15 protein-coding genes are annotated in these 13,353 nt (G+C 57.0%); 7 read left to right on the forward strand and 8 right to left on the reverse strand.

Going from position 1 to position 13,353, the window contains the following annotated elements; translation table 11 throughout:
- Window positions 1-5: 5 nt before the first annotated feature.
- From rlmC to DBY73_RS16995, 3 genes are all read left to right on the forward strand, one after another.
- A complete protein-coding gene (rlmC, locus tag DBY73_RS16985; RefSeq protein WP_112012245.1) occupies window positions 6-1,145 on the forward strand; it encodes a 23S rRNA (uracil(747)-C(5))-methyltransferase RlmC in 1,140 nt (379 codons plus the stop codon).
- Window positions 1,146-1,250: 105 nt separating this feature from the next.
- The gene (locus DBY73_RS16990) at window positions 1,251-1,958 is read left to right on the forward strand and encodes a response regulator transcription factor (protein WP_112012246.1); all 708 of its coding nucleotides are present in this window, start codon (window positions 1,251-1,253) and stop codon (window positions 1,956-1,958) included.
- A complete protein-coding gene (locus tag DBY73_RS16995; RefSeq protein WP_112012306.1) occupies window positions 1,942-3,411 on the forward strand; it encodes an ATP-binding protein in 1,470 nt (489 codons plus the stop codon). The genes DBY73_RS16990 and DBY73_RS16995 overlap by 17 nt, the downstream gene beginning before the upstream one ends.
- 42 nt (window positions 3,412-3,453) lie before the next feature.
- On the opposite strand, the gene artJ is transcribed toward DBY73_RS16995, so the two are convergent.
- From artJ to DBY73_RS17025, 6 genes are all read right to left on the reverse strand, one after another.
- Window positions 3,454-4,185: an arginine ABC transporter substrate-binding protein ArtJ gene (artJ, locus tag DBY73_RS17000; RefSeq protein WP_112012247.1), complete on the reverse strand. Its 732-nt coding sequence runs from the start codon at window positions 4,183-4,185 to the stop codon at window positions 3,454-3,456.
- Window positions 4,186-4,362: 177 nt separating this feature from the next.
- Window positions 4,363-5,031, reverse strand: a complete 669-nt coding sequence (artM, locus tag DBY73_RS17005; RefSeq protein ID WP_112012248.1) for an arginine ABC transporter permease ArtM — start codon at window positions 5,029-5,031, stop codon at window positions 4,363-4,365.
- Window positions 5,031-5,747, reverse strand: a complete 717-nt coding sequence (gene artQ, locus DBY73_RS17010; RefSeq protein ID WP_112012249.1) for an arginine ABC transporter permease ArtQ — start codon at window positions 5,745-5,747, stop codon at window positions 5,031-5,033. Before artQ ends, artM begins: the two co-directional genes overlap by 1 nt.
- Window positions 5,748-5,753: 6 nt before the next feature.
- Window positions 5,754-6,485 carry an arginine ABC transporter substrate-binding protein ArtI gene (gene artI / locus DBY73_RS17015; RefSeq protein WP_112012250.1) on the reverse strand — a complete coding sequence of 244 codons (732 nt, stop codon included), beginning with the start codon at window positions 6,483-6,485 and terminating at the stop codon, window positions 5,754-5,756.
- 20 nt (window positions 6,486-6,505) lie between these two features.
- Window positions 6,506-7,234, reverse strand: coding sequence for an arginine ABC transporter ATP-binding protein ArtP (gene artP / locus DBY73_RS17020; RefSeq protein WP_112012251.1), 729 nt, complete (start codon window positions 7,232-7,234; stop codon window positions 6,506-6,508).
- Window positions 7,235-7,459: 225 nt separating this feature from the next.
- Window positions 7,460-7,975, reverse strand: coding sequence for a lipoprotein (locus DBY73_RS17025; protein WP_112012252.1), 516 nt, complete (start codon window positions 7,973-7,975; stop codon window positions 7,460-7,462).
- A 97-nt stretch (window positions 7,976-8,072) separates the two neighbouring features.
- On the opposite strand from DBY73_RS17025, the gene DBY73_RS17030 reads away from it, so the two are divergent.
- From DBY73_RS17030 to DBY73_RS17040, 3 genes are all read left to right on the forward strand, one after another.
- Entirely contained in the window at window positions 8,073-8,396 is a 324-nt protein-coding gene (locus DBY73_RS17030; protein WP_112012253.1) for a heavy metal-binding domain-containing protein, read from the forward strand.
- On the forward strand, window positions 8,393-9,223 hold the full coding sequence (locus DBY73_RS17035; RefSeq protein WP_112012254.1) for an N-acetylmuramoyl-L-alanine amidase: 831 nt from the start codon (window positions 8,393-8,395) through the stop codon (window positions 9,221-9,223). Before DBY73_RS17030 ends, DBY73_RS17035 begins: the two co-directional genes overlap by 4 nt.
- A 266-nt stretch (window positions 9,224-9,489) precedes the next feature.
- Entirely contained in the window at window positions 9,490-10,113 is a 624-nt protein-coding gene (locus DBY73_RS17040; protein WP_112012255.1) for a helix-turn-helix domain-containing protein, read from the forward strand.
- On the opposite strand, the gene DBY73_RS17045 is transcribed toward DBY73_RS17040, so the two are convergent.
- Window positions 10,110-10,745, reverse strand: a complete 636-nt coding sequence (locus DBY73_RS17045; protein WP_112012256.1) for a hypothetical protein — start codon at window positions 10,743-10,745, stop codon at window positions 10,110-10,112. The two genes, DBY73_RS17040 and DBY73_RS17045, sit on opposite strands and share 4 nt — an antisense overlap.
- The gene (locus DBY73_RS17050; protein WP_112012257.1) at window positions 10,745-12,322 is read right to left on the reverse strand and encodes a peptidoglycan-binding domain-containing protein; all 1,578 of its coding nucleotides are present in this window, start codon (window positions 12,320-12,322) and stop codon (window positions 10,745-10,747) included. Before DBY73_RS17050 ends, DBY73_RS17045 begins: the two co-directional genes overlap by 1 nt.
- A gap of 299 nt (window positions 12,323-12,621) precedes the next feature.
- Between DBY73_RS17050 and gspC the strand changes: the two genes are divergently transcribed.
- Complete coding sequence (gspC, locus tag DBY73_RS17055; protein ID WP_112012307.1) at window positions 12,622-13,353, forward strand: type II secretion system protein GspC; 732 nt, start codon at window positions 12,622-12,624, stop codon at window positions 13,351-13,353.

Raw genomic sequence — 13,353 nt, forward strand, 5'->3', positions numbered from 1 at the left:
TTAATATGCAGTGCGCACTCTTTGACGCCGGTCGCTGCCGCTCCTGTCAGTGGATAGAACAGCCGGTCTCCCAACAGCTCTCCGCCAAAATGACCGATCTGCAGCAGTTGCTGGCAGAACACGCGGTGGGCGAGTGGTGCGCACCCGTCAGCGGGCCGGAGCAGGGCTTTCGCAATAAGGCCAAAATGGTGGTCAGCGGCAGCGTCGAAAGGCCGCTGCTGGGCATGCTGCACCGCGACGGCACGCCGGAAGATTTAACCGAATGCCCGCTGTATCCTGATTCCTTCGCGCCGGTCTTTGCGGCGCTCAAGCCCTTCATTGCCCGCGCCGGGTTAACGCCCTATAGCGTTGCCCGCAGGCGCGGCGAGCTGAAATACCTTCTGCTCACTGAAAGCCAGGTTGACGGCGGGATGATGCTGCGCTTCGTGCTGCGCTCGGAGGCCAAGCTGGAGCAGCTTCGCGCGGCGCTGCCGTGGCTGCAGGCGCAGCTTCCGCAGCTTAAGGTTATTACGGCGAACATTCAGCCGGTGCATATGGCGATCATGGAAGGGGAGAAAGAGATTTTCTTCACCGACCGGCACGCGCTGGCGGAAAACTTCAACGGCGTGCCGCTGTGGATCCGCCCGCAGAGCTTCTTCCAGACGAACCCGACCGTCGCCAGCGCCCTGTACGCTACCGCCCGCGATTGGGTTCGCGCCCTTAATATCGGCCACATGTGGGACCTGTTCTGCGGCGTGGGCGGCTTTGGCCTGCACTGCGCCACCCCGGAGATGCAGCTGACCGGGATTGAGATCTCCCCCGAAGCGATCGCCTGCGCGAAGCAGTCCGCCGCCGAGCTGGGGTTAACAAACCTTCATTTTCAGGCGCTGGACTCCACCCGCTTCGCCACCGGGCAGGGCAACGTGCCCGAGCTGGTGCTGGTCAATCCGCCGCGGCGCGGCATCGGCAACGCGCTGTGCGACTACCTCAGCCAGATGGCGCCTGAGTTCATCATCTACTCCAGCTGCAACGCCCGGACGATGGCAAAAGACATCGCCCACCTGCCGGGCTACCGCATTGAGCGCGTTCAGCTTTTCGATATGTTCCCGCACACCGCGCATTATGAAGTGCTGACGCTGTTAACCCGCAGGCCGGGTAAGGCGTAGCCGCCACCCGGCGTAAACCCCGCACAATGTTAAACAAAATGTGAACTCTGCCAGCCCCTAAAATCAGGTAAGCTTAAGCCAGAAGAACTGAATTAAGGCTTAACGATGAAGCAGATCCTGCTGGTGGAAGATGACCACGATATCGCGGCGCTTCTGCGTCTCAATTTAGAAGACGAAGGCTACGCCATTACCCACGAGCCGGACGGCGCCAGGGCGCTACGCTGCCTGGACGCGCAGCCGTGGGACGCGGTGATCCTCGATCTTATGCTCCCGCACGTTGACGGCCTGGAGATTTGCCGCCGCATTCGCCAGATGACCCGCTACCTGCCCATTATCATCATCAGCGCCCGCAGCAGCGAAACGGACCGCATTACCGGGCTGGAAACCGGCGCCGATGATTATCTGGCGAAACCGTTCTCGGTGCAGGAGCTGATTGCCCGCATCAAGGCGCTGTTCCGCCGCCAGCAGGCGATGGGGCAGGCGCAGCCCGCGGGGCAAATCCACGCTCACGGCCTGACGATCGACCCGCTGGCGCGCAGCGTGCGCCTGCACGGCCAGGACGTCGACCTCACCCCGCGCGAGTTTGAGCTGCTCTACTTCTTTGCCCGGCACCCGGGCGAGGTCTTTTCGCGCCTGGCGCTGCTGGAACAGGTGTGGGGCTACCAGCACGAAGGGTACGAGCATACGGTGAACACCCATATCAACCGCCTGCGGATCAAGATTGAAAAAGATGCCGCCGAGCCGGAGATCGTTCGCACCGTGTGGGGCAAAGGCTACAAATTTGCGGAGGTTAAGTCTGATGGGGCGATTTAACCTGAGCCAGCGCCTGACGCTGCTGTTCATCCTGCTGCTGCTGATTTGCGCCAGCGTCGCCTGCGCCGTTCAGCTGTACAGCACCACCCAGTACGGCAACGCCACGGTGCAGCGCCTTTCCGGCGGGCTTGCGCAGCAAATCGTGCAGCGCGAAGCCATTCTCGACGCGCAGGGCGGCGTTGACCGCACCGCGCTTAAGCCGCTGTTTGACCGCCTGATGACCTTTAACCCCAGCGTTGAGCTGTACGTTATCTCCCCGAACGGGGACGTGCTGGCCGACGCAGCGCCGCCCGGCCACGTGAAGCGGCAAAAAATCGACCTCAAGCCGCTGCAGACGTTCCTGAGCGGCGGCGCCATGCCGGTCTACGGCGACGACCCGCGCAGCGAGAACCAGAAGGTGTTTAGCGTCACCCCGCTGCGCCAGGATGGGGCGCTGCGCGGGTATCTGTATATCATCCTGCAGGGGGAAGAGTTTAACGCGCTGGCGGAGATGGCCTGGCACGACGCGCTCTGGCGCACCGCGCTGTGGTCGCTGCTGCTGGTGGCCATGTTTAGCCTGCTGGCCGGGCTGCTGGTGTGGTTCTGGGTGACGCGCCCGGTTAACCAGCTTACGCGCGACGTCGCGGGGCTGGATCAGGACAGCATCAGCACCATCAAGCAGCTGGCGGCGGAGCCGCTGGAGCCCGCAAGCCGTGATGAAGTGGTGCTGCTGCGCAACAGCTTTATCGAGCTGGCGCGCAAAATTACCTCCCAGTGGGATCGGCTGGCCGACAGCGATCGCCAGCGCCGGGAGTTTATCGCCAATATTTCGCATGACCTGCGCACGCCGCTGACCTCCCTGCTGGGGTATCTGGAAACGCTGTCGCTCAAATCCGCGACCCTGACCGCCCAGGAGCACCAGCAGTATCTCGCCACCGCGCTGCGCCAGGGGCAAAAGGTGCGCCATCTGTCGCAGCAGCTTTTCGAGCTGGCGCGCCTTGAGCACGGCGGCATCCGGCCGCAGCGCGAGCGGTTTGCCATGGCCGAGCTGATTTCGGACGTGGCGCAGAAGTTTGAGCTGGCGGCGCGCACGCGCGAGGTGAACCTGCACATCGACGTGCCGGGGCCGCTGCCGCTGGTGAACGCCGACGTCTCGATGATTGAGCGGGTGGTGACCAACCTGCTGGACAACGCCATCCGCCATACCCCCGCGGGCGGGGAGATCCGCCTGGCGGTGTGGCAGGAGAACGAGCGGATCCAGGTGGAGGTGAGGGACAGCGGAGCGGGCGTAGACGATGCCCTGCGCGACGAACTGTTTCAGCGGCCTTCGGCGCTGAATACGCAGGCGTCGCGGGAGAATCGCGGCGGGTTAGGGCTGTTAATCGTTAAAAGAATGCTGGAGCTGCACGGCGGCGGAATACGGCTGATGGAGTCGGTGAGCGGGGCGCGGTTCAGGTTCTTTGTGCCGCTGTGAGAAATTGCCGGGTAAGGCGTAGCTGCCACCCGGCACACATATTTATTGCGGGAACCACTGCGCGCTGATTTTCTGGTACGTACCGTCAGCCTTAATCGCCTTCAGCGCGCCGTTCAGTTTCTCCAGCAGGGCTTTGTTGTCCGGACGCACGGCAATGCCCAGACCGGTGCCGAAGTACTGCGGATCGGTCACTTTCTCGGTGGCGGTACCCAGCTGCGGGTTGGTTTTCAGCCACTCGTTCACCACGGCGGTATCGCCAAAGACGCCGTCGATACGGCCATTTTTCAGGTCGATAATCGCGTTCTGGTAGCTGTCGTAGGCCACGGTTTTCACTTCAGGATGCTTGTCCTGCAGGTATTTCTGGTGCGTGGTGCCGTTTTCCATGCCGATGCGTTTGCCCTTCAGCTCGTCAAAGGATTTGTAGGTGCCTTTCTTCGCGATAACCACCGCCGAGTTGGCGTAGTACGGGTCGGTGAAGGCTACCTGCTTGCTGCGCTCAGGCGTGATGTCCATGCCGGAGATCACCGCATCGTATTTCTTAAATTTCAGGGACGGGATCAGGCTGTCAAACGCGTGGTTGGTGAAGGTGCAGTCGGCCTGCATCTGCTTGCACAGCGCTTTCGCCAGATCGATATCAAACCCGACGATCTGGTTGCTGGCGTCCAGCGATTCAAACGGCGGATAGGTGGCCGAAACGCCGAAGTTGATTTTATCCGCGGCGGATGCGCCAGCGGCGAAGGTTGCCAGCAGTGCTGCCAGAACTAATTTTTTCATTGTCATACTCCCGTCTGTAAGTCTTATGGTAAAACAATGCCAGTAATTGAATTTATATGCAATAAAAATGATTAAATATTGTATTGCTGACAAAAAAAAGCGGATAACCAAAACGTTATCCGCTTCTATTAATCACATTTATGCACTTCTTGCCGACTAGCGCTGCGCTTACCCGGCCTACGATCTGCGCTCAAACGCCAGCGCTTTACGCTCGATTAAACGCATCATCAGCGTCAGCAGGCCGTTGACCACCAGGTAGACCAGCCCCGCGGCACCGAACACCATCACGTCGTAGGTGCGCCCGTACAGCAGCTGCCCGTGGCCCATCACCTCCATCAGCGTGATGGTGTAGGCCAGAGAGGTACTCTTGAACACCAGCACCACTTCGTTGGAATAGGACGAGAGCGCGCGCTTAAAGGCGTACGGCAGCAGGATCGCCAGCGTATCTTTTTTGCTCATGCCCAGCGCGCCGCAGGACTGCCACTGGCCTTCCGGGATCGCGCGGATCGCGCCGTAAAACAGCTGGGTGGTATAGGCCGCGCTGTTCAGCGAGAGCGCTATCAGGGCGCACAGCCACGGCTCGGAGAGCAGGTGCCAGACAACCGGATACTCCTGCAGCGACGGAAACTGCCCCGGGCCGTAGTAAATCAGGAAGATTTGCACCAGCAGCGGCGTGCCGGTAAACAGGGTGATGTAGGCGCGCACGATCCACACCAGCACCGGCGTTTTCAGCGTCAGGACGATGGTGAAGAGCAGCGCCAGGATCAGCGCCACAACGATAGAGGCGACGGTCAGCGTCAGGCTGGTGTGCAGCCCTTTCATCAGCTCCGGTAAGTATTCAAGCATCAGCCCGGTCTCCGTTCAAAACGCGTTGCGCGCAGGTCAATACGCTTAAGGATGTACTGACTCAGCAACGTGATCGCCAGGTAGATTGCCGCCGCCACGATGTACCAGGTAAACGGCTCCTGGGTGCGGGTCGCGATACTTTTGGTTTGCAGCATTAAATCGTTGACGCTGATTAAGCTCACCAGCGCGGTATCTTTCAGCAGCACCAGCCACTGGTTGCCCAGCCCCGGCAGCGCGTGACGCCACATCTGCGGCATCACCAGGCGGAAGAAAATAGCCGCTTTCGACATCCCCAGCGCCTGTCCGGATTCCCACTGGCCCTGCGGTACGGCTTTCAGCGCGCCGCGCAGGGTCTGCGAGGCGTAGGCAGAGTAGAGCAGGGAAAGGGCAATCACGCCGCAGAGGAATGGGCTGACGTCGAAGTTTTCAATCTGCATCTGCACCGGGATCTGCGCAAAACCCAGATTAATCGTGAAGCCGTCGGACAGCGTTAACAGCAGCTGCGAGGAGCCGAAATAGATAAACAGGACCACCAGAATCTCCGGTAGCCCACGCAGCACCGTGACCAGCGCCGAGCCGAGCCATGCGATCGGGCGCCATTTTACCGACTCCCAGACCGCAAAGAACATCGCCAGCGCGAGGCCGATAATCAGTGCGCAAACGGCAAGGCCGACGGTCATCCCGGCGGCGCTTGCTAAAGGAAAAATTTCATTCATCAGGAATTACTTCTGGAACCATTTTTTGTAGATGGTTTCGTAGGTGCCGTCTTTCTTCACTTTTTCCAGCGCAGCGTTGAATTTCTGCTGCAGCTCGGTGTTGCCCTGACGAACCGCGATGCCCAGGCCGGTGCCGAAGTAGGCCTTATCGGTCACTTTGTCGCCGACTGGCGCCAGCTTGTCGTTCGCTTTCAGCCATTCGGTCACTACGGCGGTATCGCCAAACACGCCGTCAATACGGCCGTTTTGCAGATCCAGCTTCGCGTTCTGGTAGCTGTCGTAAGGCACGGTGGTGATTTCCGGATGTTTATCCATGATGAATTTCTGGTGCGTGGTGCCGTTCTGCACGCCAACCTTCTTGCCTTTCAGCTGGTCAATCGCGGTGAATTTGCCTTTCTGACCGATGAACAGCGCGGAGTTGTCGTAGTAAGGGGTGCTGAACAGAACCTGCTTTTCACGTTCTGGCGTGATGTCCATGCCGGCCATCACCGCGTCAATGCGGCGGAACTTCAGGCTTGGGATCAGGCTGTCAAACGCCTGGTTGCTGAAGGTGCAGGTTGCATCAATCTCTTTGCACAGCGCGTTAGCCAGATCGACGTCGAAGCCAACGATCTTGTTGTTGGCATCGATGGATTCAAACGGAGGGTAAGACGCCTCGGTAGCGAAGCGAATGGTCTGAGCTGCGGTAGCGGAAAGGCTGACGCTTGCGAGCAGCGCGGCAATCAATACTTTTTTCATTATCATTTTTCCCTAACACATCAGTGAGATAAGTAGTTTTTGAAGGCGTCGGTTTGCGGGTTGCTAAAGCAGCTCGCGTCACCTTGCTCAACGATATACCCGTTTTCCATGTAGACCACGCGGCTGGCGGTTTTGCGCGCCACTTCCACTTCGTGGGTCACGATGACCTGAGTAATGTTGGTTTCCGCCAGCTCGCGGATAATGCTGACGATTTGGGCGGTAATTTCCGGGTCCAGCGCGGCGGTCGGCTCATCGAACAGCAGCACCGCCGGCTCCATCATCAGCGCGCGGGCAATGGCCACGCGCTGCTGCTGCCCGCCGGACAGGTGCAGCGGATAGCGATCGCTGTATGGCTTAAGGCGCAGGCGCTCGAGCAGCTTTTCGGCACGCGCCATCGCCTGGTCTTTGCTTAAGCCCAGCACGCGGCACGGGGCCTCGATCAGGTTTTGCAGCACGGTCAGGTGCGGCCAAAGATTGTACTGCTGGAAAACCATGCCAACGTTTTGACGCAGTTCGCGAATCGCTTTATCGGAAGGCGTTTTGGCAAAGTCGAAATGATTACCCGCGATCGCCAGCGTGCCGGAGCGCGGCATTTCAAGCAGATTAAGAACACGCAAAAGAGAGCTTTTTCCCGCGCCGCTTGGGCCAAGCAAAACCAGCGTTTCGCCTTCCGGGCAGTTCAGCGTGATGTCAAACAGCGCCTGGTGTGCGCCGTAGAAGCAGTTAATGCCGTTTAGTTTAATACTCATCGGGGCAGTCTTTACTCATCCAGGCAATCTATAGCAATTGAGGCCGCAGATAGTACCGTTGACAGAATAGTTATGCAATATTTCTGCGTTAAAAGTTAAATATAACCCGTATTCTGATCTAAACATAGCACAAAATAGGGAACGGCAGGGGGGGCGAGAATAAATGTCGGCATTCCGCATGAAATGCCGGACATTTTACGGGGGTAACAATTTTAGGGCTGCGTTTTAGCGGTTTTCAATCGACTGGCGAAGCGTGCCCGCCGGGGCGTGTACGCTGCCGCCGATGTACCGTACGTCGTCCACGGCCCAGCACTGGCCTTCGCGGATCATCAGCACCTCATCCTGCCAGGTCTGGCTGCCCTGGGTCAGCTTCACGCGCAGGGGGATGTTGCGGGCATCGGTGTTCGGAATGGTAGAGGCGCTGGCGACGTCGGCGCTGTCCGGCAGGGTGGCGCGGCTGGAGAACGGATCGGATTTGAGCAGCGCGTCATGCTGCGGATCGCGCGCCGCGTCGTTCAGCAGTTTTGCCAGACCATCGCTCAGGTATGGGCGCAGGGCGGTGAGATCGTTACCGCGATGCTGAATACGATAATCGTAGAACTGCTGCGCCACGGCGTCCGGGCCGCCGTCAATACAAGGGCCGCTGCGGGTTCCAATATCCTTAAAAGCAGGCGTGACCGTGGTGCACGCGCTGAGCACCAGCGCACACGGCACTAAAAGCGTTAAAGCAGAGTAGCGCATGTTGATTTCCTTATTTATTAACTATCCTTTCAATCATAGCGTAACGAACCGATAATGCAGTTGCTAACGCATTGAACGCTAAAGAAGGAGAGAAAGTATGCAATTTTCAACCACGCCTACCCTGGAAGGGCAACCCATCATTGAATATTGCGGCGTCGTCACCGGCGAAGCGATTCTTGGCGCCAACATCTTCCGCGACTTTTTTGCCGGCATCCGCGACATCGTCGGCGGGCGTTCTGGAGCGTATGAAAAGGAGCTGCGTAAAGCGCGCGAAATCGCCTTTAAGGAGCTCGGCGAACAGGCCAAAGCGCTCGGCGCGGATGCGGTCGTCGGGATTGATATTGATTACGAAACGGTCGGCAAAGACGCCAGCATGCTGATGGTGAGCGTCAGCGGCACGGCGGTGAAAACCCGCCGATGAAGCGCTCGCTTGCCGCCGTCCTGCTGGCGATGATGCTGGCAGGATGCGCCACGGAAAAAGGCGTGGTTGATAAAGGCGCCTACGAGCTGGATACCCGCCACCAGGCGCAGGCGGCCTACCCGCGCATAAAGGTGCTGGTTATTCACTATACCGCCGATGATTTTGACACCTCGCTTGCTACCCTCACCGATAAAAACGTCAGCTCCCACTATCTTATCCCCGCCAGGCCGCCAGCGCCTGACGGCAAGCCGCGCATCTGGCAGCTGGTGCCCGAAAGCGAACTGGCCTGGCACGCGGGAATCAGCTTCTGGCGCGGGACGAACCGCATTAACGACACTTCCGTCGGCATTGAGCTGGAAAACCGCGGCTGGCAGATGATTAACGGGCAGAAGCGCTTTACGCCGTTTGAACCTGCGCAAATCAGCGCCCTGATCCCGCTCGCTAAAGACATCATCGCGCGCTATAGCATCAAGCCCGAAAACGTGGTCGCGCACGCGGATATCGCCCCGCAGCGTAAGGACGATCCCGGCCCGCTGTTCCCGTGGGAAGCGCTGCACAGGCAGGGCATTGGCGCATGGCCTGACGCCGATCGGGTGGCGTTTTACATGAACGGGCGCCCTCGCTTTCAGGCAGTCGAGCAGAGCGCCTTGCTCGACCTGCTGGCGCGCTACGGCTATGAGGTGCCTGACAACGGTACGCCGCAGCAGCTGAAAAGGGTCATCATGGCGTTTCAGATGCATTTTCGCCCGCAGCTGTGGAACGGCGCTGCGGACGTGGAGACGATGGCGATTGCCGAAGCGCTTCTGGAGAAATACGGACAGGGGTAATCCTTCGGGATTGCCTCCGAAAGGGCTGATTTTTCTCTCTTTAAGTAAGATTAATCTTAAGTACAATCTCAATTAACTTTTAGTTAATTGACTTAAAATTACCCGCGATTAATATAGACACATAGCCTGCTAAGTAATTGCAAAAATATAATCATTAAGTAGTACTTTCTCTATTTTATTTACGTATTCATCAGGAATGCATTCGTGGCCCTGGTATTATCCGTGGCCGCAGATAATCTTAAATTACATCTTAAACGGGTATAACAATATTAAGCATCTACGGTAAAAAATTACGTCCACAACAAGAGATGGAAACCATTATTTCTGCGACGTCAGGTTATGAAGAAAAAACGTTAAAGAAATGGCAGAAAATCTCCACGTCTGATTCAGGAAAAATTCATATCATCGTCAGTGGCGACGTCGAATTTCGTCGTGAATCGGATGAACTTTGCATGTTCACCTTACAGGGCCAGTGTATTTTTGGTCTTTCCTCAATCTTTTATAACTCGTCCCACATGTACGGCCTGGTGCGCGGCAACACGGTTGTTCGCTCCATCGACAAAGAAGAGTTTATGCGCCTGATGACCGAGAAAGGCCTGTGGCCACAGCTGACAAAAGTGCTCTCCTGGTATATCTGCATGCTCAGCAAGCGTGACGATGTACTGGTTGCCCGCAGCGCGTATTCCGTCGTACGCGAGTTTTTATTAGAAATAAATGAGCTGATCGTCCATCACCAGCGCGATATTAACGTTTATGACTATATTCAGGAATACACCAACCTGGCTCGCAGCACCATTATTAAAATCCTTTCCGATTTAAAGAAAGGGCAATACATTGTGGTGGAGAAAGGACGTCTCCTGAACCTCACCAACCTGCCTGAAAAATATTAATGGCTTCCGCCGGTCCTCTTTTCAATAAAAGGGGGCCTTGTTATTTTCTGCTGTTCTTCCTTCACCTCGACATTACCCTGCGTCTCATCGGTTGGTGGCGCAGGTATTTTTCCTTGAGAATAATCTTGCTCTTGTTCTTTTAGCGCCTGCATAAACAGCGTTTTTAACGATGCGCTGTCATCATCCGCGCCTGAAGCCGGTGAATCGTGCTCTTCCGTTCCGGGAAGCGTATCGCGCGACGTATCGTGCGGCGCGTCCAGATTGCCGTCGGGCGCCTGCTGCCAGTCCGCGTCATCGCCGTTAATCGGCATATCCTGCATGGGCGGAACGTCTTCATGTACCGGAATGGGTTTCGGCTGCGGGTGCGGGAACGGCTTGCTTACGTACACGTAGTGCATGTCCGAAAGCGACGTTTCCGGTTTCGTCGTGTTCACCTTAACCGGTTCCGGCGCGGGATGGCGCAGGTTCCAGTAAACGTGGGCGTAAAGCCCGGCGATAATCACGGCGGCGATCCCCAGCATCCACAAAAACGTGTTGCCGAAGACCTTTTTCAGACTGGGAAAACGGTATGAAAACCACACCGCTTCCCCAGTCTCATAGCTGCGCTGGGCAGCGAGACAGATCGTAGACATTATGCGTGTTTCTCCTGGGGGGTTGCGCCCGCCGTCGTTTGGGGAGCCTGTATCAGTACGCTTGGCGTAGCGTGAGTTTCACGCATCAGCTGCATCAGGGTATCTTCACCCGGAATACCGTCCACGTGCAGGTTCAGTTTCTCCTGGAACGCGCGGGTGCGCTTCATTAACTCCGCGGTCCACGCCTGCGCGTGGGTTTCCGGCATTCCCAGCGCCAGGCTGAGCTGCCGATCGAGCCAGGCGAGATCTTTGCCGTCGCTGGCCGCGCTGATGGCGTCTTTGCCTTCCGGCGTCAGGCGGTGCAGCAGCGTATAGTTGCCGGTGGCGTGCTGGTTATACCAGCTGCGGCTCACCTGCCAGGTTTTCCCGTTCATCAGCAGATCCAGGGTGCGATCGCCCACGCGGGCGACAACAGCATAGTTCAGGTGGTTGCCAGTGGTGATTTCTCCGACCCACGGATAGCCCTCTTTCCCCAGCTCCGCCAGCGGGGCATTTCCCTGCCTGCACGTCAGGTTGACCTTCGACGCGTTCTGGCACAGCGCGTCATCGGCGGAGGCATCGTATCCCCACATCAGGTAAAGCTGATGCATGGCGTCCGGCTGGTTAACCATTTCATTATCGATGACCGGAACAACCGGCGCCTGAACCTGCGGCTTGGGCTGTTTCCAGCTCGCCGGGATCGGCAGCGCGACGGGCAATCTGGCACTAATGAAGGCGGTTTGATACCAGCCGCAGGCGGCGAAAAGCACCGAGGCAAACAGTCCCACGGTTGCCAGGCGCTTACCGTGTTTTTTTGCCGGGAGGATTTCGCCCGCGGCCAGGCGCAGGTGCCGAGGGCTCACTGCCGGGGCGCGTTCGGTCCAGGCGGCGAGCAGGGCAAGATGCGCCAGCGCGTTAAATGACGTGATGTTCCCTTTGGTCAGGGTATGCATTTTGCGCACGCGCGCCGGTACCAGCGGGGAATTTTCGCAGCCGTGCTCGTCGCACTGCGCCTGAACGTAGCTCAGGGTTTCGCGGCAGGTCATGGCGCGCAGCGCGTGGTGGGTATGCACATACTCTTTGAGCCCTGAGCGCTGCATCAGTTCGGCTTCCTGAGCGGCGGCGCCCATCAGGACGATGGATAATTGAAACTCCAGCTCATGGGCGCGGGTCAGCAGCATGCCCAGGACCTCATGGCAGCTCTCTTTCATCGCTTCCACGTGGGTAATAACCAGCACTTTACCGTTCGCCTTGCGGGAAGAGGGATCTTCCTGCCACTGGCGCAGCACCGCATCAACGGCGTGAATGCGATTCTTACTCTCTTTGGTGCCTGGATTGAGCTTGTACAGCAGGCTACTGGCGCTCAATTTTGGAAAGGCATTAATCGCGAGGACGTTGCGGCCGTGGGATTTCAGCGCATCGCTGAACTGGCCCAGCAGCGGCGCGTCGTTGCAAAAGAGTCCGGTAATACCCGCCTGCTGGATCTTCTCTTTCAGCAGGTTAAAAACGTCCTGATGATAAGGCACAAAAAAATCACCCGAGGCGCGAGTGACCTTTTTGAACGGCGGATTCTGGAAATGAAAATGACTCTGATACATACGACTTACCGTCTCTTTACATGAATAGCATTAGGGCGAAAAAGTAAGGTAAGGCGGGGTGATGGTCAATTTGCAATCAGGGTAAAAATAACCTGTTCCCGCTATCTAACATCACGTATTTATTGGGTCAATATTTTTCTTTATTAAAGTTAATGGCGAAGCAAGTGGTCGATTTACAGCCGGATAATTACTATCTACTTCACATATTGGCGCAGCATAACGCTGCTTTTTTTCGCTTTGCTAAAGGCCAGATGAAAATGAGGTTCTCATTTCTTTCCAGGTTGATAATGCCCTGTATTATGTTTGTGACGCTATTGTTTTGCGGTCACCAGGGATACGTCATCTTTAAGGATTATAAAAAACAATCTACCAGGCGGGCGCTTGCGAACGTAAAGCCGCAAATAAAGCGTCAGGAAGAAAACGCGTTCACCCTGTTTAATGCCGCCGTCCGTCAGGATGCGCTCGCCGCTGCGGCAAAAGCGCCGCTCTCCGCCGAGATTGAAGGCATTGTCAGCAGCGATGAATCCTGGCTCTCCTTCGCCGTCATCAAGACGCCATCAGGGCAGAAAAGCTACCGAGAAGGGGAAAGCCTGACGGGGTTTAACGACGCGTATGTGGAAGAAATTAATCAAGATAATGTGGTGGTCAATTATGAAGGGGCCACACAGGTTCTGGCGTTAAAAAAACCAGATTACTTCAAGGGCGGCGTTGACAGCGGCCCGGTAACCAAATCGACAAAAGACGCGGGCGCTGACAGCCTGCACCTCAATGATTATCTGGTGTTAAAGCCGGTTATCGAAAAGGGCCAGCTGGAAGGCTACAACATAAACCCAAGGAATGCCTCCGCTTTCTTCAGCCATTCAGGGCTGAAAAAAGGCGACGTGGCGGTAAAAGTCAATTCTGTCGATATGACCAAAGAAGCTGAGGCAAAAAATATTATTGCCAGTTGGTCGAAAATGAAAGAAGCGGAGGTCGTCGTAAGACGTCACGCTCACCTTGAAAATATTCGGGTCAATGTTCTAAACAATTAA

Source organism: Enterobacter sp. RIT418, assembly GCF_003057745.1.
In the GTDB taxonomy this organism is placed as follows: Bacteria; Pseudomonadota; Gammaproteobacteria; order Enterobacterales; family Enterobacteriaceae; genus Enterobacter.